At 61.4% G+C, this 16944-nt stretch carries 25 protein-coding genes; 12 read left to right on the top strand and 13 right to left on the bottom strand.

Translation table 11 applies throughout. The features are described 5' to 3' along the window. Positions 1–30 precede the first annotated feature (30 nt). From HMUK_RS02070 to HMUK_RS02055, 6 genes are all read left to right on the top strand, one after another. On the top strand, positions 31–285 hold the full coding sequence (locus HMUK_RS02070; protein ID WP_012807976.1) for a helix-turn-helix domain-containing protein: 255 nt from the start codon (positions 31–33) through the stop codon (positions 283–285). A 2-nt stretch (positions 286–287) separates the two neighbouring features. Continuing rightward, on the top strand, positions 288–1076 hold the full coding sequence (locus HMUK_RS16570; protein WP_012807975.1) for an HhH-GPD family protein: 789 nt from the start codon (positions 288–290) through the stop codon (positions 1074–1076). Positions 1077–1182: 106 nt separating this feature from the next. Next, positions 1183–2037, top strand: a complete 855-nt coding sequence (locus HMUK_RS02065; RefSeq protein WP_012807974.1) for a hypothetical protein — start codon at positions 1183–1185, stop codon at positions 2035–2037. Between the two features lie 76 nt (positions 2038–2113). Further along, positions 2114–3166, top strand: a complete 1053-nt coding sequence (locus HMUK_RS02060; protein WP_012807973.1) for a Cdc6/Cdc18 family protein — start codon at positions 2114–2116, stop codon at positions 3164–3166. A gap of 111 nt (positions 3167–3277) precedes the next feature. Beyond that, entirely contained in the window at positions 3278–4066 is a 789-nt protein-coding gene (locus HMUK_RS16960; protein ID WP_012807972.1) for a DUF4199 domain-containing protein, read from the top strand. A gap of 74 nt (positions 4067–4140) precedes the next feature. Next, positions 4141–4377 (top strand): hypothetical protein, encoded by a 237-nt coding sequence (locus HMUK_RS02055; protein WP_012807971.1) that lies wholly within the window; start codon positions 4141–4143, stop codon positions 4375–4377. A 7-nt stretch (positions 4378–4384) separates the two neighbouring features. On the opposite strand, the gene HMUK_RS02050 is transcribed toward HMUK_RS02055, so the two are convergent. Then, positions 4385–4651 carry a hypothetical protein gene (locus tag HMUK_RS02050; protein ID WP_012807970.1) on the bottom strand — a complete coding sequence of 89 codons (267 nt, stop codon included), beginning with the start codon at positions 4649–4651 and terminating at the stop codon, positions 4385–4387. 443 nt (positions 4652–5094) lie between these two features. On the opposite strand from HMUK_RS02050, the gene HMUK_RS02045 reads away from it, so the two are divergent. Both HMUK_RS02045 and HMUK_RS02040 read left to right on the top strand, forming a co-directional pair. Next, positions 5095–6117, top strand: a complete 1023-nt coding sequence (locus HMUK_RS02045; RefSeq protein ID WP_012807969.1) for a tyrosine-type recombinase/integrase — start codon at positions 5095–5097, stop codon at positions 6115–6117. A 270-nt stretch (positions 6118–6387) separates the two neighbouring features. Beyond that, positions 6388–6726, top strand: a complete 339-nt coding sequence (locus HMUK_RS02040) for a hypothetical protein (protein WP_012807968.1) — start codon at positions 6388–6390, stop codon at positions 6724–6726. A gap of 68 nt (positions 6727–6794) precedes the next feature. On the opposite strand, the gene HMUK_RS02035 is transcribed toward HMUK_RS02040, so the two are convergent. From HMUK_RS02035 to HMUK_RS02005, 7 genes are all read right to left on the bottom strand, one after another. Beyond that, entirely contained in the window at positions 6795–7046 is a 252-nt protein-coding gene (locus HMUK_RS02035) for a hypothetical protein (protein WP_012807967.1), read from the bottom strand. Positions 7047–7149: 103 nt separating this feature from the next. Then, a complete protein-coding gene (locus HMUK_RS02030) occupies positions 7150–7989 on the bottom strand; it encodes an aldo/keto reductase (RefSeq protein WP_012807966.1) in 840 nt (279 codons plus the stop codon). Between the two features lie 79 nt (positions 7990–8068). Then, a complete protein-coding gene (locus HMUK_RS02025; protein ID WP_012807965.1) occupies positions 8069–8371 on the bottom strand; it encodes a CPCC family cysteine-rich protein in 303 nt (100 codons plus the stop codon). 68 nt (positions 8372–8439) lie between these two features. Beyond that, positions 8440–8724: a DUF6360 family protein gene (locus HMUK_RS02020; RefSeq protein WP_012807964.1), complete on the bottom strand. Its 285-nt coding sequence runs from the start codon at positions 8722–8724 to the stop codon at positions 8440–8442. Positions 8725–8884: 160 nt separating this feature from the next. Further along, positions 8885–9148 carry a hypothetical protein gene (locus tag HMUK_RS02015; protein ID WP_012807963.1) on the bottom strand — a complete coding sequence of 88 codons (264 nt, stop codon included), beginning with the start codon at positions 9146–9148 and terminating at the stop codon, positions 8885–8887. Between the two features lie 52 nt (positions 9149–9200). Next, complete coding sequence (locus HMUK_RS02010; RefSeq protein ID WP_012807962.1) at positions 9201–10961, bottom strand: nitrite/sulfite reductase; 1761 nt, start codon at positions 10959–10961, stop codon at positions 9201–9203. Positions 10962–11053: 92 nt separating this feature from the next. After that, the gene (locus HMUK_RS02005; RefSeq protein WP_012807961.1) at positions 11054–11395 is read right to left on the bottom strand and encodes a hypothetical protein; all 342 of its coding nucleotides are present in this window, start codon (positions 11393–11395) and stop codon (positions 11054–11056) included. A gap of 264 nt (positions 11396–11659) precedes the next feature. Here HMUK_RS02005 and HMUK_RS17435 point away from each other — a divergent pair, with 264 nt between their 5' ends. Further along, on the top strand, positions 11660–11809 hold the full coding sequence (locus HMUK_RS17435; RefSeq protein WP_018256640.1) for a hypothetical protein: 150 nt from the start codon (positions 11660–11662) through the stop codon (positions 11807–11809). An 80-nt stretch (positions 11810–11889) separates the two neighbouring features. Beyond that, positions 11890–12558 (top strand): DUF7119 family protein, encoded by a 669-nt coding sequence (locus HMUK_RS02000; RefSeq protein WP_012807959.1) that lies wholly within the window; start codon positions 11890–11892, stop codon positions 12556–12558. Positions 12559–12708: 150 nt separating this feature from the next. Here HMUK_RS02000 and fer read toward each other — a convergent pair whose 3' ends face one another. The 5 genes from fer to HMUK_RS01975 all read right to left on the bottom strand — a co-directional run bounded on the left by fer (position 12709) and on the right by HMUK_RS01975 (position 15088). Beyond that, positions 12709–13353: a ferredoxin Fer gene (gene fer, locus HMUK_RS01995; RefSeq protein WP_012807958.1), complete on the bottom strand. Its 645-nt coding sequence runs from the start codon at positions 13351–13353 to the stop codon at positions 12709–12711. A gap of 100 nt (positions 13354–13453) precedes the next feature. Beyond that, the gene (locus tag HMUK_RS01990) at positions 13454–13663 is read right to left on the bottom strand and encodes a helix-turn-helix transcriptional regulator (protein WP_012807957.1); all 210 of its coding nucleotides are present in this window, start codon (positions 13661–13663) and stop codon (positions 13454–13456) included. Between the two features lie 13 nt (positions 13664–13676). Continuing rightward, positions 13677–14114 (bottom strand): hypothetical protein, encoded by a 438-nt coding sequence (locus HMUK_RS01985; RefSeq protein WP_012807956.1) that lies wholly within the window; start codon positions 14112–14114, stop codon positions 13677–13679. 169 nt (positions 14115–14283) lie between these two features. Then, positions 14284–14502, bottom strand: a complete 219-nt coding sequence (locus tag HMUK_RS01980) for a hypothetical protein (protein WP_012807955.1) — start codon at positions 14500–14502, stop codon at positions 14284–14286. Between the two features lie 106 nt (positions 14503–14608). Next, positions 14609–15088 (bottom strand): RNA-binding protein, encoded by a 480-nt coding sequence (locus HMUK_RS01975; protein WP_012807954.1) that lies wholly within the window; start codon positions 15086–15088, stop codon positions 14609–14611. A gap of 158 nt (positions 15089–15246) precedes the next feature. On the opposite strand from HMUK_RS01975, the gene HMUK_RS01970 reads away from it, so the two are divergent. Together HMUK_RS01970 and HMUK_RS01965 are read left to right on the top strand one after the other, a co-directional pair. After that, a complete protein-coding gene (locus tag HMUK_RS01970) occupies positions 15247–16137 on the top strand; it encodes a winged helix-turn-helix domain-containing protein (protein WP_012807953.1) in 891 nt (296 codons plus the stop codon). A gap of 68 nt (positions 16138–16205) precedes the next feature. Next, positions 16206–16937, top strand: a complete 732-nt coding sequence (locus HMUK_RS01965; protein ID WP_012807952.1) for a sugar phosphate isomerase/epimerase family protein — start codon at positions 16206–16208, stop codon at positions 16935–16937. Positions 16938–16944 lie beyond the last annotated feature (7 nt).

Raw genomic sequence — 16944 nt, 5'->3', positions numbered from 1 at the left:
TACTTTGCTGCGGCCTATCCACACGCCTGAATGGACGTTGAGGAATACTCGTGGGTGAAGGCGAGTGAGTACCGGGAGAAGCTCCTTCTCGCCATGGACGAGAAACCCCGAACTCCAAAGGAACTCTCCGAAATAACAGACTACTATCTGAGCCATGTGAGCAATGTTCTATCTGATCTCGATAGTCACGGCCTCGCTGAGTGTATAACACCAGAAAAAAAGAAAGGACGCCTATGGACTTCTACGGAGAAGGGTGACGAACTGATCGAGGACCTGAAGCGATAGATATGGGTCTCAGATTGCCGTTCGGTAAAACAGAGGTTTCGGCAGAAGAAATAGACTCACTGGTCGATAGAGATCTGGCTGTAGAACATGCAAAAACAGGCAATGTAAATCAGCCAGAAGAGAGGATTCAGGAGTTCATTGAGACAGTACCTGAACTGTTGAGCTGGCTCGAAGCCAACGGCAGAGTCTATCTCTGGAGAGAGACAACGGACCCATGGAAAGTATATCTCGCCGAAATTCTACTCCAGCGTACCCGCGGTAATGCTGTAGAGAAGATATACGATGACGTTCTCCGCCAGTTTCCGGATCCCGAAACGCTGGTAGAGGCTACGGAAGGGGAAATTGAAGATGTGGTCCGATCACTTGGTTTCGTCAATCACAGAACACGGACTCTGACAGAAGTGGGAGAGATATTCACAGAAGACTTCGGTGGTGAGGTACCCGGTTCTCTAGATAAGCTGAAACGCCCGTGGAGAGTTGGAGACTACTCGGCCCGGGCAACCCAGTTGTTTGCCCGGGAGCAGCCAATGGCACTTGTCGACTCGAACTTTGCACGAGTCATTGGAAGAGTTCTGGGATACGAGATGCCATCACAGCCACACAAGAGCGACGACGTATATGCCCTCATGGAGGCTCTCACTCCAGACGATCCAGATCTCGCGCGAAGCTTCAATCTCGCTATTCTGGATCTCGGAGCCCTCGTCTGTACTTCAGAAGATCCAGACTGTCCCTCGTGTCCGCTAAATTCTGCCTGCAGTTATTACGAATCAGAGCAGGGAAGACCAGACTAGGCAGGTCTCCAACGGTATGACGGGATACGTACTATGAGGCTGACAATTACGATTGGAACATTTCATACCGTACCGTTTTTTACTGCCCGGATCAGAGCGCGACCGAATGCTGGAAGACGTTCCTGAAGAGTACGAAATTGATCCAGAATCTGATTTCAAGCAACTGGAAGACATCTTCGTTGAAGAATTCCCTGATGCGGTTGAGCACAGCGTTGAAGACGTAATCTTTGCAGACGATGGCCCGGTAAACCACCTCACATGGATAGCCCTCGATGGATATTCTCGACACGAATTCTTCTACGACGACGATAATCCAGACAGTGATACTCTGTATTCTCTGCTTTCTCTTTCCCCGGGCAAGGATGACATGATGGCTCTTCGTGCGTATCTGGCAAAGGAATTTGATGTGGTAAAATCACTGGAGAATGCTGCTCTTCTTGGAATTCCCGACACCTATCAGCCCGGATCAAAAGCGCAGGCACATGTTGCGTTCTACAGGGATCCCCGCAATGGGGAACTCAACGTCGGACTCAATGCGACCCCCGCCCAGAAAGAAGCAGAGATTCTGGATGACGTAAACCGACTGGTCCCCACAAAGAATCTGGAAAAACTCATTCGAAAGGTCGCAGACATCTTCTACGACGAAGTTGAGCAGACGGCCAGAGACACCATCATCAGCGGTGATGTTCTCTCGGTACTGGACGACGACCCAGACTTTCGATACCAGACCACGAAACCACTGCCAGATGGAGTTAATCCCATGTACAGAGGAAGAGAGGCACAGCTATGGCAGAAGCCGATATCGAAGGACTCCGTAATTGAGGGATCACAGGGATTCATTCAGATCTGGGTTCCGGAAGAGGAGGAATCGACAGGATTCATCTCTGTGACGAACGGCGAGTATGACAACAGAGAGGCGCTCTCTGAGGTCCGTACAGCGATGGAAGCTGCTCTGAATTAATCTTAGCCCACCTGTCGAATTCTCCCGGAAATGCCGCACTAATTTTTACCCCCGTCCGCCGTCACTCCGAGGTGAGATGATCACGGACTCCGCTGTTTTCGAAGACGAGCAGTTGCCGCGTCGCCTCCTCCATCGTGAAGCCGCCGTCGACCACCTGTCCCGTGCGTGGGAGCCGGCCCTCGATGGCGAGCAGGCCCACGACGTACTGATTCACGGCCCCTCCGGTGTCGGGAAAACGTCGCTCGCCCGCTTCGCCCTCCAGAAGCTCACCAGGCACGCAGACATCCACTCGGCTCACGTCGAGAGCCTCGGCAAGAGCACGGCCGGCGTCGTTCGATCGATCCTCCACGATCTCCCCGGCAGTGACCCGGCGACGAACACACCACGCGAAGATCTGTGCATCGAGCTACGCGAGCGCGTCGACCAGCCGACGATCGTCATCCTCGACGAGGCCGACGACTTGCCGGCCACCGACGCCCTGGACCGGCTGGCCGACGTAGACGGGCTGTCGGTCGTCGCGATCTGCCACGACAAAGAGCAGTGGCTCTCGCAGCTGGACAATCAACTCCGTCGACGACTGTTGCTGAAAGAGCTGGCACTCGACCGCTTCGGCGTGAACGAACTGGCGGACATCCTCGAAGCACGAGCGCGCCGTGGGCTACCGTCCGGTGTGGTCACGCGCGAGCAGTTGGAGGAGATCGCCGACGAAGTGGCCGGCGTCGCTCGGAAGGGCATTCAGTCGTTGCGGCAGGCGGCGCTGCTGGCCGAGGAACGGGATCACAGCGAGATCGGGGCCGACGATGTGGCGGATTCCTACGAGCGGGCACAGCGGTATATTCTGGAGCAAAATCTGGAGTCGCTACCGTTCCACCATCAGCTACTGTACGAGCTGATTCGTGTGGGCAGTGGACTGAAAGCTGGGGAGTTGCACGACCGCTACGAGGCGGTTGCGGAGGAGGTATATCATGGGCGTGGGCTGACGCCGATCTCGGAACGGTCGAGGCGGCTGAAGCTCTCGAAGCTGGAGGATTACGAGTTGATCGAAGTGGAAGGTGAGAATCGACATCGTAAATATTCAGTCACTGAAACCGATATTGAACTTTCATTTAGCCTAAATCTGATCGTCTGAAATACGTCGACATCTCGAGAATTTTTGCAGGTATTGTAGACATTCACCAATGACTGCTACTACCCCACCCCAGGAGGAATATTTATTAACAAAAAACAACACTAAACAGGTATGTCACTGAAGTATTTATTCACTCCAATCGGATTTCTCATCCATCTCTTCTATGCCTTAGGACTCCTAATTCTGCCTTTTGCGTTTATTTACACAATATTAGGACCAGGCATTGTAGTCGCATTTATAATCTCTGTGATTATTGCAGTTATCTTGGCCGCGATTCAATATTTTTATAAAAAATATAGTCGTTTTAATGATGGGTCCAAAGATATTAGCTCAACACGTCGAAGTATACTGATTGGTTCGGTAGGCACTCTAAGCCTGGGGGCAGTGATTTTCGCGGTCAAAAATTCAACTCATTCAATAGGAGACACACAAGAGATCGGTGGCTTGGAGATTACTGTTACAAGGGCGTATACTACGGGATCAATCGAAACAGGCGAGGGAGAAGTTGTTCCTATGGATTTGACAGGAGACAACGTTACAGAAGATCTGACACAATTTGTGGTAATTCTAGTTGATGTGGATCAGACAGAAGACGCAACAGCATATAACGACCGAGTGAGTGAGACAAGTCTACTGCACAATGGATCTGTGTATTTTGAGGGCCAACCAGTGGTTGTTGAAGAGCAAGGAGTCAACAGTATTATAAATGAAGTAAAGGTTGAAGATAGATTCTTAACCAGATTTGGCGGATCTGCTGACAGAGACTATGAATCAGACCTACAGGTAGTGACATTTCCGATCGAATCTTCAGATCTCTCCAATTATGGATTGAAAATGGAAAGAAACGGCCACAGTTCGTTCGATAGTTCTAGAAGATGGCAACTAACGCCCGAGGAGTAGCTAAATGAGATTATCCAACATCTCTCGGAAATCTAGCACCTTTTTAACCCGAATCCACCCCTTGACTCATCTGTATGCAGGACAGCATGGAGGTCTACACTGGCGAAGAGGTAACCGTAGAGCACGTGAAGACGCTCTCCAGCGGCGGTGCACGCTTCGACATTACCACCGACGATGGGCGAAAGTGGCGCGTCGACGTGACCCGCGACGGCGACGTGGAGATCGTGACGAGTTGGCGGGACGGCACGCTGGCCGATCTCGAACTACCGGACTGGGCCGACGACGTGACGGCACGACTGGCGAGGGTCTAAGCAAATGTCACTCAGCGTCTTCGACAGGAGCGAGTTCGCTGGCGTCGAGTTCCTCGTCGAGGTAGGCGATGCCGTCCTCGGTGATCCCGTAAAGTCCGCGGTGGACTTGCTGGAGAAGTCCGTACTCAGCCAGTTCGCTACATCGAGTACTGGCGTGTTGTCGGACTGGTCCGCCCTTGGCTTCGATTGCAGACGGTGTGAGGTTCCCGTACTCTCGAATGAGTTCGAGAATCCGATTATCCGAGGGAACCATCCAGTCCGCCTGTTTGCGCATGTTATCCGAATCTCGCGTTGCAGGACTCATAGAATCACCGATAAGCAGTATTTGGCGACAAGTACACTTGAAGGCATGCATAGTCGTCAATTACTGCTTAACAATCGTCAGTAAACTATTTCAGGAGGGCGCTTTAATCAGCGTTTGACCCGCCCATCAGGACCTGCAAAGGTCCGGCGTGCTGGTACACGCCGGGTGGGTCGAATTCCCCGACTAGGGATTTGAACGACCCATGAAGTACGAATCAGAGCGGGCTATTGAAAGTAGCCCACCGACCAGCGGTATAGCCATTCGACCGACGACGCCACGCGGGGGTGCGTCCGCGTGAGCGACCGCGTCATCGAGGACGTGGACAAGTGCGCCACGGAGGGCTGTGAGGAGTTCTGCTACCCCGGCGAGCCGCACTGTCTCGGGTGCTACCGGAAGCGAAAGCGGAGGCGAGCATGAGCGACGATTTGATGGATCTCTCGCCGGAGGAGGGCATCGAACGGTACCTCCGGCACTGCGAGCCGTCCGTGCGCGACTCGACCATGCGCAACGCGAAAACCCGGCTCCGGTTCTTCGAGGAGTGGTGCGAGCTGCGGGACATCGAGAACCTGAACCACCTGACCGGCCGTGATCTAGCCGACTTCGTGGCGTGGCGCCGGTCCGACATCGCGGCACTGACGCTGCAGAAGCAACTCTCGACGATCCGTGAAGCCCTGCGGTACTGGGCCGACATCGAGGGCGTTGACGATGGGCTGGCCGAGAAGGTCCACGCGCCCGAGCTGCCCGACGGCGCAGAGAGTCGGGATGTCCACATCGGGGCAGATCGCGCACACCGGATTCTCGACTACCTCCACGAGTACCGCTACGCGAGCCGGGATCACGTCGTCTTCCTGATCCTGTGGAAGACAGCAATGCGTCGGTCCGCCCTCCGATCGCTGGACGTCGACGACCTCCGCCCCGACGACAATGCGCTCGTGTTGGAACACCGAATCGACGAGGGCACGCGACTCAAGAACGGGGAAGACGGCGAGCGCTGGGTCTACCTCGGTCCGAACAACTACCAGGTTATCGACGACTACCTCGACAACCCCGACCGCTACGAGCGCACTGACGACCACGGTCGGGAGCCGCTCATTACGTCGATGCACGGCCGGCCCACGGGAGATACGATCTACAAGTGGGTGAACAAGCTCACCCGGCCCTGCGTGATCGGCGGGTGTCCCCACGACGCCGACCCATCGGACCCGTCCACCTGCGAAGCCCTCGGGACCGGAGCAACCCTCAGCAAGTGCCCGTCGTCTCGATCACCCCACGGCATCCGCCGTGGCAGTATCACGTACCACCTGAACAGCAACGTCTCTCCGGAGATTGTTAGCGGGCGTTGTGACGTGTCGCTGGAAGTGCTCTACGAGCACTACGACGTTCGAACGAATCAGGAGAAGATGGCGGTTCGAAAGAAGCAACTGGAGCAGATCTGATACGATGATTATCAAACACAACCCCACGCCGTCTGTTAAATTCCACTCTACCACCCGGCGAGTCCATCGCTATATCGGATCATTTCGAAGGTCCGTTTTTCGCCGGATTCACGTACTTCAGGGTGACGTTTCACCTTCGGCTCTGTGGAACGAACGACGTTCTGTGAGCGAATTCTGTACGCTGCAGGAGCGCTTCTCGTCGTCCGACACAGTGCTACCGATCGTCGGCGAATAGCTACGCTTTTACTCACAGCTGTCCGATAGCGTGGTATGGTTGCTCATAGCGCTCGACGCGGCGACGAAGACAGCGCTACACTCCCCGACGCCGTGCCGTTCGAGCTCCCGATTCTGACGCGGCTGAGCTGGGAGCTGGGGGCGCGTGTCGTCGCGGACGACGAGGCGACGGTACACAGCAGGTGGGACTGTACGAACAGACCGTGGACGCTGTCGCTGTTCCACGTGACGGAGCACACGGATCTCGTTCGGGTGCGGACGCCCGTGGGACGAGAGCGATTCTACGGGGCGACGCGGTCCGAACTGGACGACGCGCTCGGGGCGCTCGTCGACGCACCCGGGTGGAAGCGAGTCGACGACACTGTCCGGTACTGACATCGCCGCGTGTCCGTGGCGGGGTTCGCCGCTCCGGCCACTCTCTGTCCGCTGGGTCAGAGGGGCTATCAGGTGTCGAGATCCGGGCTCCACTCGGTCATCGCGAACAGGAACAGGGCGACGCCCAGAACGGTGACGAACAGCGACAGATCGAACAGCGGCGTCAGGGCGGGGACGACCCCGAGGACGATGTCACTGGTGCCCACCAGGTCGAGGACGACGGCGATCGCGCCCGCCGCGGTGAGGAGCAGGCCGACGACGGCGACGGCGAGTAGTCCCAGTGGTGGGTCTTCGGCGGCGGTGTCGATGTCGGCGTCCATCACCGTGGGCTGGGGGTGCCACTCACCTATCGCTTGGGATCGACGGTCAGAAGAGTGCGACGGCTCCGACTCGTCTCGGCGTGGGCTCGACCCGTGGTGCCCGTTACTGGGAGATGCCGTACGTGTCGCCGGTCCAGTCGCGAGCGGGATGGTCGTAGACGGGTTGGTCGCGGTCCCGGTCGTCGAGTCGCTCGCGGTCCTCGGCGGCCAGCTCCCAGTCGAACAGCGCGCCGTTTTGGCGGACGTGTTCCGGCGAGGACGATTTGGGGAGGACGACCACGTCCTGTTCGACGGCCCACTTCAGGACGATCTGTGCCGGTGACTTGTCGTAGGTCTCGGCCAACTCCTGGATCACCGGGTCGTCGAAAACCTCCGTCCGGGCGAGCGGTGCGGCGGCCTCGATCACGGTGTCGGTCTCGCGGCAGTAGTCGACGAGATCGGGCCGCTGGAGGTAGGGGTGGAACTCGATCTGGTTGACCGCGATGGGAACGTCGCTGACGTGGTGAGCACAGCTGAGCTGGTAGGCGCTGAAGTTCGAGACGCCGACGTTCCGGATCAGTCCGCGGTCGTGCAGCGTCGCCATCGCGTTCATCGTCTCGCGCAACGAGATCGCGGGGTTGGGCCAGTGAACGAGATACAGGTCGAGGTAGTCGGTCCCGAGTCGCTCCAGCGAGGCCTCACACGAGGCGATCACCGACTCGTAGTCGAGGTTCTTGGGCAGGACCTTCGAGGTGAGAAACAGTTCCTCGCGGTCGTAGTCGGCCAGCACGTCGCCGATCACGTCTTCGTTTTTGTACCCCTCGGCGGTGTCGACGTGGGTGTAGCCCGCGTCCAGTCCGGCTCGGACCGAATCACGGAGCGTGTCGCCGTCGATGTTCCAGGTTCCGACGCCGACGATCGGAAGCTCGTCACCGCTCGGGAGCGTACGCGTTGGATGGGACATCGTCTAGGATGGGAGTACACGTGGTGTTAATCGTTGCGCATGCAGCGAACGGGACACCGTCCCACGGCCTCGACGCCGGTCACTCCTCGGCGTAGGGCCAGTTCGGGTCACGTGGCGCGTCGGCGGGCCGTTTTGTCTGGTCTGCGGCCTCGGGCGTGCAGGCACCGTGTTTCTCGAAGTTGGTGCGGGCGTCGCTGAGCGAGACGTGGTTAGTGTCGCTGACGTACTCGGCGTCGCCGAACTGGACGGGGTCGTCGAGCCAGTGACACACCGGACAGACCTCGTAGGAACCTGGGTGGCCTTCCGGCAGCGTCCGGTAGCCACAACACGGGCAAAAGCCCAGCTCGCGGGAGGCAGGGTTCCCTGGCGAATCGGTCGACATAGGTCGAGGTATGTCACGACACACCAAAGAACCACGGGATCGTTCTACCGGTCCGTGCTCAACCCGCGCTACTCCTCGCTGGCGTCGACTTTACTGGCGTACTTCTCTAACTCGGCGGCCATCTCGCGGGCCTGGGCCGGCGACAGCGACACGGTGTCGGCGTGGGGCTCGACGGCGTCGACCTCGGTGTTGTCCATCTCGATCTGTACCTCGACGGCGTCGGGGTCCTCGCGCGTGTCCGTACTGACGTTCAACACGGCATAGGCGTCTTCATCGAAGCCGTGCCCCTTGACGCGTCCTTCCAGCAGATCGAAGGTCGTGTACGCGTTGACCCGCATGATCCGATCGACCATATGCTATGCAGTAGCGGCTCGAACTTATAGCGTCGGTGACTGCCGATCCGTCGCCGACACTGCACGACCGCGGCGACGCTCGTACTGCCGGCTGTAACTTCGATGAGATATTCGCCATCCCGGGGTGGCGAAATCCGTGACAGATTTACAGCCGGTAGTATCACTCCTCGTCGTCTGTGCCGCCGAGCGGGCCTCCGATCGAGTACAGCAAGAGTCGATAGAGGAGGTACGCACCGCCAGCGAACAGCACGAGGTCGATGAGATACAACTCGACGAGTTCGAGCGGCGTCAGCTCGTTCAAAACCAGATCGCCCGTGAGAATCAGAAACTCCAGGGTCGCGACGATGATCAGTGCGGGCACGAACAGCACTGCGAGGCCCAGCGCGATCGTCTTGAGGTTGCTCCGACCGCCGTCAGATGCCATGCGAGAGCGTTCGCGGGCCGGTACAAAAGAGCTACCTACACGCCGACGACCGTCAGTCGTCGGACGGCAGCGGCTCGTCGTTGGCGTCGGTCGGTGCCGGCGAGGACTGCATGTCGTTGTCCTCGGCGTAGGGGTACCAGGTCATCTTCGTGTTGCCCAGGTACGGATCGTCGTAGCTCGTCTCTTCGGGATCTGCCAGGGACTGTAGGGCCTCCTCGTCGCGGTCCGCGACGAACTCGCGGAAGGTCTCGTCGCCCTCGCGTTCGGCCTCGAAGGCGTCGAGGAGGTTCTCGATGTAGCCCGGCACTTCGTCGGCGGCGACGCGCATCTCGACCCAGTCGGCGAACTGGGGGTTCTCCCCGAGTCCGCCGCCCAGGCCGATGTCGAATGCCTCGACCGGCTCGCCGTCCTTGCGGGTCTTCATGCCCCGCAGCGAGATGTCGGCGATCTGGGGCTGGGCACAGGAGGCCGTACAGCCCGAGAGGTGGATGTGGAAGTCCTCGACGCCCTCGGGCAGCGAGACGTTGTCCTTGAGCCAGCGGGCGTAGCGGACCTGTCGGTTCTTCGTCTCGACGATCGACAGCGAACAGAACTCCGTCCCCGTACAGGCGATCGAGCCCCGCATGAACGGGTGGGGATCGGGCGAGTAGTCGTCCAGCAGCGGCTCGTCGAGGAACGCGTCGAGGCGGTCACTGTCGACGTCCGTGACGATGACGTTCTGGCGCTGGGTCAGCCGGACCTCGCCGGAGCCGTACTCCTCGGCGATTTCGGCCAGTTCGTACACGTCGTCGACGCCCATCCGACCGACGAGGACGTCCAGGCCGACGTAGTAGTTGCCGTCGGGCTGTTCGTGGACGCCGACGTGGTCGCCGTGCTCGTTGCCCCCGGCGTTGTAGGTGTACTGGTCGCGCATGTCCTCGCCGGCCCGCGGAAGCTCGAAGTCGACGAACTCCTCCTGGAGGACCGACCGCATCTTTTCGGGACCCCACTCGTCCATGAGGAACTTGATGCGGGCGTTGAACCGGTCGTCGCGGTCGCCGTACTCGCGGAACAGTGCGGACATCCCGTGACCGATGTCGGCCGCCTTCTCCGGGGGTACCCAGACGTCGATGTCACGCGCGAGGCGGGGCTCCTTTCGGGAGAGGCCGCCGCCGACGCGGACGTTGAAGCCGAGTTCGCCGTCCTTCTCGGCTGGCTCGTAGGCGAGGTCGTTGATGTCGCCCTGGCCACAGCCCTGATCGCAGCCCGTGATCGAGACCTTCCACTTGCGCGGGAGGTTCGCGTAGTCGTCGTCGCCCTTGAACGTCTCGTGGAGGTCTTCGGCGATCGGCCAGGCGTCGATGTGTTCGTGTTTGTCCTTGCCGGCGACGGGACAGCCGACGATGTTTCGCCAGGAGTCACCACAGGCCTGCTGGGTCGAGAGACCGACGGATTCGAGCAGTTCGAAGATTTCGGGGATGTCCTCGATCTTGATCCAGTGGAGCTGGATCGACTGGCGGGTCGTCCAGTCACAGTAGGCGTCGCCGAACTCCGGGTTCTCCTCGGGGCCGCGGGCGTACTTGTCGGCGACCTCCGCGATCACTTCCAGCTGTCCGGGCTCGATGACACCGTTGGGTGTCCCGATCCGCATCATGAAGTACGACTCTTGCCCGGAGCGCTGGTGGTACAGGCCCCACCACTTGAAGCGCTCGAACCAGGCGTCGTGTTCGTCCTCGGGAATCGCGTCCCAGCCCTCTTCGGCAAACTCCATGAGGTGGTCACGGATCTCGTTGCCGTACACCTCGTCCTTCCAGTTCTCGACTTTCGTCGGCATGGTTAGTGTACCTCTATTCTTGGGACCCACCCATATACAACACGCCTTCTCGACAAGGCTCCCCACCTCTCCCCGCAACAGGATAATGTTGCCTACTGTTTCGGGTCGGCCAGTCGGTGGCGCTTCTCCGGGATGTGGACGCTGTCGTGGACGACACCGTAGAACTCGCCCGATTCGGGGTCGATGACGCGTCCGACGGTGAGCCAGTCGGTCACGCCCTCCGTTCCACAGGCGATACATCGACCGGCGATACGGGCCTGAATATTCGGGGGATCGACGCCCGTATCGACGAATCCTTCGGCGAGGAAATCGGTCGGCTCACACCCGCAGAACTCACTTTCCGCCAGCAACCACAGGTCGCTGACGTTCACCTCTCGGGAGTCGTTGACGCTGATCCAGGCCCCGTCGTCGAGCTGGTGAACGTCGGTCGTCATTAGATGTCATTAGATTCGCGGGCCACGTCAGTCGTTCGGCGTAGCCAAGTTTCGCCGCAACTGCGACGATCCCCGCTCCCTCTGTCGGTCCATGGGGGTATCTGTCACTGTCCGGCACTCGTGGTCCGCCGTCGGAGACGGCCACAAATATTGCCGGCAAACGGGAGTGGTGGAAGGGATTACGGGTGAGAGCGGCTTTATGCGGGTGTAGGTAGTACGGGTGAGTACCGAAACACCGCGCTCACTGGCGCGATGCACAAACCAATGACAGACGCACAACAGAGTTCACGCGAAGACGCCGAAGCCGAAGAGCCAGCGACCGACCACCTCGACGATGTCGAGGACGGATGCGGTTGTACCGAGATCTGGGAGCACCTCTCGGAGAACCGAGACGACGCTGCCGCAGACGACTGAGTCGCTGTGAGACGCGTCCCGACGTGTCCCGACACACGTCGGACCGGACCCTTTTATCGGACCGTTCCCAACAGGAAGTGATGACTGCCGATGGCCGCGACGGCCCCAGCCACGCCGAGCGCGAGTCGCCGGTCGGGAAGCCGGTCATCCGTGGTGACCCTTCCCTGACCGGCCAGCGCGCCCAGGAGGCCGTGGAGTTCGACCCCGACGACCCCGAGAGCCTCGAACTGGCCGCACGGACCGTCCGGGCTTTCTCAGAGAACACTGCTGGTGCCGACGACAACGTCTACATGCTCCGCGGTGCGGCCGCCTGTGCCGCGCTGGTCCGGGGTGAGGGATCGTACAAGGCCGCCGCCGAACGCGCTGGGGGCGACGCCACCGTCTCGTTCATCCGCAAGTGGTCCCGCGTCCACGACCTCCCGCGCTCGATCCGCCGTCACGTCGCCATGGGACACATCGCTCCCACCGCGGCCAAACACATCGCTCGGGTCGGCGGCGAGGCCCGCCTCCACCTCGCCTGGGCTGCGCTCGACCACGATCTGACCGTCCGACAGGTTCGGTCGGTCGCGAGCGACGTCAACGAGGGCCAGTCGGTCGCCAGCGCGCTCGAAGCCGAAGGAGTCCGACTGGGCGAACTCGAACTCGAACTCGATCCGGCCGTGTACCGCGAACTGCGTCGGCGCGCGGCGCTCGACGGGGCGTCGCCCGGCGCGGTCGTCAGCGAGTTGCTGGCCGACCGACTGGACTGATACGGCTTGCCAGATCTGGGAAACGTACGCTCTCAGCCCGATTCTGTCACAGACGGAGGCTCGTCGGTCTCATACTACCGGCTGTAACCCTGTCACGGATTTGGCCACTCCGGGGTGGCGAATATCTGCACGACGTGACAGCCGGGAGCATCAGTCGTCGGAGTGTGCCTGCTCGAAGGGCCGTGGGGGCAACAGCAGCTCTTCGAGTTCGGCCATGTGCTTGACGTTGTACAGCAGTTGCAGCTCGTCGCTCGTCGGAATCCCGTTGCAGGCCAGCTGAAAGCCCCGGTCGACAATCTCGTCGGGCAGCACGTGATCGACGCGGGTCGTCAGCGCTCCGGACAGGACGACGACCGCGCAGTTGGCACACGCCCCGCCACGGCAGGCGAAGGGCCAGGCGAAGTCGTTCCGCTCTGCGGCCTCCAGCACCGACTCGCGGGGGTAGACGTGGAAGCTCCCGTAATCGACATCGTCGAGCCCGGCCCCGGCCGCCTTCTCGAAGAGGTCGTCGTCGTCCGCGTGCCAGCCGTGATCGTCCAGTACCTCGTAGTTGAGATACTCCACGCGCGGGTGGATCGAGCCGCCGTCGTCGCTGTCGTCGTCGGCACGCTGTCGCTCGGTGCCGTCGGCCTCGCCAGACAGGATCCGTTCGTACGCGGCCCGCACCGACTGGAAGGCCTCCAGCGAGCCGCCGTGGTCGGGATGGGTCTCTTTGACTCGCTCCCTGTAAGCGCGCTCGATTGCCTCGTCGCTCGCGTTCGGGTCGACGGCGAGAACTTCGAACGGGGACGCCACGCCCGCTGCTAGTGGTATGGTGGAAATAAACCTTCGCCCTACACTGTTTTTGCGCCGACGGCGGCCGCCGACTCCCACCCCACTCTGGGAGTACGTTCGCTCACTCCCCGACCGGCTCCAGGTCGGGGTCGAACAGCGCCTCGACCCGGCAGTCGAAGTAGGCGGCGAGCGTGAACGCCAGCGCCAGCGACGGATCGTAGCGCTCCCGCTCGACCGCGTTGATCGTCTGTCGTGAGACACCGACGGCTGCTGCCAGTTCGCCCTGGCTCAACCCCTCTTGTTCCCGGTAGGTGGCGATCTCGTTTTTCATGCTCCTCGTTGGCTCACTCGTACTGTCGCTTCACGAACCAGTGGACGGCTCCGAACACGAGGATCAACAGGAGGTACCCCCAGAGGGCACCCCGGACGGCGGCGGGAGCGGTGTAGACGCCGGTCGTCGAGAGGACGACGTCCGCCGGTAGACCGAGTATCGTCACGACGGTGACGAACAGGAACGTCGTCTGACTCGCCTCGCGCTCCATCCGCCGTTCGAGTTCGTCGCCGACCGACACCGGCGACTGCCAGTACCCGACGGCCATCCCGAGACAGCCCAGCCAGTACAGTCCCAGTCCCGCGAAGAGTACCACGGCTCTGTCGGTCAGCATCCACAGCGCGGTCGCGACGAAGAAGCTCAGCACGCCGAAACCGACCGACCTATTGATCCACTGACTGTACTGCTCGCGCTTCTCGACTCGCTGTCTGGCGGTGAGTTCCTCTCTCATGGGTATCGAGGGTGTAAAGCACCCTTTACAGTAAAGCATACTTTACATCTGCATAAAGCTACCGCTCAGACGCCGCTCCCGGTCGCCGCTCACGTCGCCACTGTCCGCGAGAGCGCCAGCGGTGGTCGTCGCTCCGCCCCGACGGTCTCTCTGACGACGCCCGACTCCGTCACTCGTCGGTCTGGTGGAGCCCGAACACACACTCTAACCCGAACACGACGACTGCCATCGTGACGGCCTGTACGACGAGCAATCCGCTGCCCAACACCGCCCCGACGACGAGGACACCGAGTCCCGTCGCCGTCCCCAGTATCGCCGCGTACGGCACGCGAGATAGGTCCCGCAACCACGCGTCGATGCGGTCGTACAGTCGCGTCGCTGTCTCCATACGCTGCACACGACCACGACGCGGAAATAGCTTCTCCGGACCTGCGGGGCTCCCCGAACTGACGGCACTGCTTCTGTTTCGCTTCGCTCGTCCGTGACCGTCCGGATCAGACGGAGAACTCGAAGAGGTCGTCACCCACGTGGTGGATCGACTCGACGACCTTCCCGCTGTCGCCGACCATCCCGTCGCCGCTCGCCTTCGCGCGCCCGACGGCGAGGAACTTCCCGTGTGATTCCTCGTTGATCGCGACGAGATCGCCCGCAGCGATGCCGTCGTCGGCCTCGGTGATGCCGGGCCGCATCACGTCTGCGCCGTCAGAGACGAACGAGATCGCGCCGCTGTCGACGGTGACTACGTGGTCTGTCGGCGGGTACGCGTTGAGTCCCTCGACGGTGAGGAACGGCTCGCCTTCGACGTACAGCACGAGCGGGTCGCCGTCGACCAGCACCACGTCCCAGTCGCTGTCCTCGAACTCCACTTTCTCGAAGGTGTCGGCGTCCAGCTCCACGCCGAGGTTCGCGGCCACGGACTCCTCGATGGCGTCGATCTCGTCGGCCCTGAGGTGGTGGCGCGACTTGACGTTCATGCCCACATCGTCGTGGGGACCGGAGATAAATCGACCGTTCTCGGCCCGCGCCCTCGTCGGGCGGCGCTGTTCTGGCGGCACCGTCCCGGGTCCTGACAGCTGTGCTACAAAAAACCGCTTTGGCGAACAGTTTACTTCGTCGCTCTCGTCGGTCGGGTATGAGCAGGGCAGACGATCTTCGGGACTGTGAGGACTGTCTCGCACCGGCCGACGCCTTCGCGATCGTCGGCGAGGAGACGCGCCTCTCGATCCTCGAAGCGCTGTGGCGACTCGACGAGCCGGCCGCCTTCTCCGAGATCCGGGCAGCAGTCGGGATGACCGACAGCGCGCAGTTCAACTACCACCTCGGGAAGCTGACCGACCAGTTCGTCCGCAAGACCGACGACGGGTACGAGCTCCGGACCGCGGGCGAGCGGATCGTCCAGGCTATCTTCGCCGGCTCGTTCACCCAGCATCCGGAACGCGAGATCGAGATCGACGATCCGTGCGTCCGCTGTGGCGCGACCCTGTCGGCTCACTACGTCGACGAACAGCTGTCGATCACCTGCCCGGCGTGTGAGCACGGCCACGGCGAGTATCCGTTCCCGCCGGGGGGACTCCACGACCGGACCGACGCGGAGATCCTGTCCGCGTTCGACCAGCGCGTGCGCCACCTCCACTGTCTCGCCAAGGACGGCGTCTGTCCGGAGTGTAACGGCCGCATGGCGACGACGATCGGACGCGGCGAGGACTGCTGTCTGGGCGTCTCGGTGCGGGCGACCCACCGCTGTCGGCAGTGTGCCCACGAACTCTGTTCGGCGGTCGGACTGGGGCTCCTCGACCAGTCGCCCGTCGTGAGCTTCTACGAGGACCACGGCGTCGACCTCGCACAGACGCCCTACTGGCGACTCGACTGGTGTGTCGACGACCACCCGGTCACCGTCGTCGAGGAGGATCCCTGGCGGCTCCGCGTCGACGTGACCCGCGACGGCGACCGGCTCGCCGTCGTCGTCGACGGCGATCTCGAAATCGTCGAGACGCGCCGCGACCCGGCGACGCCCGCCGAGTGACGCCGAGCTAGTCGCTCGCGTGACACGTAGACCAACGCTGAAGGCGATCCCCTCTCTCCTCTCTGTCAATGGCCAGTGCCATCCAGCTGTACACGCTCCGTGACATGGACTGTTCCGTCCCCGAACTCCTCGATCGCGTCGCCGGGGCCGGCTTCGACGGCGTCGAGTACGCCTACCGCGTCCCCGAGGCGGATCCCGAGGCCGTCCGGACGGCACTCGACGAGACCGGCCTCGCGGTGCCGGCCGCACACGTCCCCGTCGACGCCCTCGAAGACGATCTGGCGGCGACCGTCGAGCAGTACCGCTCGCTCCGGACCGAACGGCTCGTGGTTCCCTATCTCGACAGCGAGTCGTTCGGCACGGTCGAGCGCGTCCGCGAGACGGCCCGCCGCCTCGACGGGCTCGCCGACCGGCTCGCGGACTACGACTACCCGCTCCTGTATCACAACCACGACGCCGAGTTCGCCGAGGTCGACGGTCGGACGGCCTTCGACGTGCTCGTCGAGGAGACTGACAGTGTCGCCTTCGAACTCGACGTCGGGCTGGCGACCTACGCCGGTGTCGACGCGGCCGCGGTGATCGACAGCCACGCCGACCGGATCGACCTGCTGCACTGCACGGACACGCACGTCGACGCCGCGGAACCGGCCCACGCCGCCTTCGACACGGGCGACGTGGACTACGACGCCGTCTTCGACGCCGCCGAACGCGCCGGCATCGAGTGGCGCATCTACGAGAACGGATCACAGGACGACCCCGTCGGCGAACTCGACCACGCGGCCGAGCGCTTCCTGTCCTGATCGCCGC

Source organism: Halomicrobium mukohataei DSM 12286 (assembly GCF_000023965.1).
Lineage (GTDB): Archaea > Halobacteriota > Halobacteria > Halobacteriales > Haloarculaceae > Halomicrobium > Halomicrobium mukohataei.
The sequence above is the reverse complement of the archived record's forward strand: the minus strand, read 5'-3'. Positions and strand labels throughout refer to the sequence as shown.

What these genes read in the sequence shown, in the direction of transcription:
- HMUK_RS02070 (WP_012807976.1), top strand. Translation starts at nt 31, where the DNA reads ATGGACGTTGAGGAATACTCGTGGGTGAAGGCGAGTGAGTACCGGGAG.
- HMUK_RS16570 (WP_012807975.1), top strand. Translation starts at nt 288, where the DNA reads ATGGGTCTCAGATTGCCGTTCGGTAAAACAGAGGTTTCGGCAGAAGAA.
- HMUK_RS02065 (WP_012807974.1), top strand. Translation starts at nt 1,183, where the DNA reads ATGCTGGAAGACGTTCCTGAAGAGTACGAAATTGATCCAGAATCTGAT.
- HMUK_RS02060 (WP_012807973.1), top strand. Translation starts at nt 2,114, where the DNA reads ATGATCACGGACTCCGCTGTTTTCGAAGACGAGCAGTTGCCGCGTCGC.
- HMUK_RS16960 (WP_012807972.1), top strand. Translation starts at nt 3,278, where the DNA reads ATGTCACTGAAGTATTTATTCACTCCAATCGGATTTCTCATCCATCTC.
- HMUK_RS02055 (WP_012807971.1), top strand. Translation starts at nt 4,141, where the DNA reads ATGCAGGACAGCATGGAGGTCTACACTGGCGAAGAGGTAACCGTAGAG.
- HMUK_RS02050 (WP_012807970.1), bottom strand. Translation starts at nt 4,651, where the DNA reads ATGCGCAAACAGGCGGACTGGATGGTTCCCTCGGATAATCGGATTCTC.
- HMUK_RS02045 (WP_012807969.1), top strand. Translation starts at nt 5,095, where the DNA reads ATGAGCGACGATTTGATGGATCTCTCGCCGGAGGAGGGCATCGAACGG.
- HMUK_RS02040 (WP_012807968.1), top strand. Translation starts at nt 6,388, where the DNA reads ATGGTTGCTCATAGCGCTCGACGCGGCGACGAAGACAGCGCTACACTC.
- HMUK_RS02035 (WP_012807967.1), bottom strand. Translation starts at nt 7,046, where the DNA reads ATGGACGCCGACATCGACACCGCCGCCGAAGACCCACCACTGGGACTA.
- HMUK_RS02030 (WP_012807966.1), bottom strand. Translation starts at nt 7,989, where the DNA reads ATGTCCCATCCAACGCGTACGCTCCCGAGCGGTGACGAGCTTCCGATC.
- HMUK_RS02025 (WP_012807965.1), bottom strand. Translation starts at nt 8,371, where the DNA reads ATGTCGACCGATTCGCCAGGGAACCCTGCCTCCCGCGAGCTGGGCTTT.
- HMUK_RS02020 (WP_012807964.1), bottom strand. Translation starts at nt 8,724, where the DNA reads ATGGTCGATCGGATCATGCGGGTCAACGCGTACACGACCTTCGATCTG.
- HMUK_RS02015 (WP_012807963.1), bottom strand. Translation starts at nt 9,148, where the DNA reads ATGGCATCTGACGGCGGTCGGAGCAACCTCAAGACGATCGCGCTGGGC.
- HMUK_RS02010 (WP_012807962.1), bottom strand. Translation starts at nt 10,961, where the DNA reads ATGCCGACGAAAGTCGAGAACTGGAAGGACGAGGTGTACGGCAACGAG.
- HMUK_RS02005 (WP_012807961.1), bottom strand. Translation starts at nt 11,395, where the DNA reads ATGACGACCGACGTTCACCAGCTCGACGACGGGGCCTGGATCAGCGTC.
- HMUK_RS17435 (WP_018256640.1), top strand. Translation starts at nt 11,660, where the DNA reads ATGACAGACGCACAACAGAGTTCACGCGAAGACGCCGAAGCCGAAGAG.
- HMUK_RS02000 (WP_012807959.1), top strand. Translation starts at nt 11,890, where the DNA reads ATGACTGCCGATGGCCGCGACGGCCCCAGCCACGCCGAGCGCGAGTCG.
- HMUK_RS01990 (WP_012807957.1), bottom strand. Translation starts at nt 13,663, where the DNA reads ATGAAAAACGAGATCGCCACCTACCGGGAACAAGAGGGGTTGAGCCAG.
- HMUK_RS01985 (WP_012807956.1), bottom strand. Translation starts at nt 14,114, where the DNA reads ATGAGAGAGGAACTCACCGCCAGACAGCGAGTCGAGAAGCGCGAGCAG.
- HMUK_RS01980 (WP_012807955.1), bottom strand. Translation starts at nt 14,502, where the DNA reads ATGGAGACAGCGACGCGACTGTACGACCGCATCGACGCGTGGTTGCGG.
- HMUK_RS01975 (WP_012807954.1), bottom strand. Translation starts at nt 15,088, where the DNA reads ATGAACGTCAAGTCGCGCCACCACCTCAGGGCCGACGAGATCGACGCC.
- HMUK_RS01970 (WP_012807953.1), top strand. Translation starts at nt 15,247, where the DNA reads ATGAGCAGGGCAGACGATCTTCGGGACTGTGAGGACTGTCTCGCACCG.
- HMUK_RS01965 (WP_012807952.1), top strand. Translation starts at nt 16,206, where the DNA reads ATGGCCAGTGCCATCCAGCTGTACACGCTCCGTGACATGGACTGTTCC.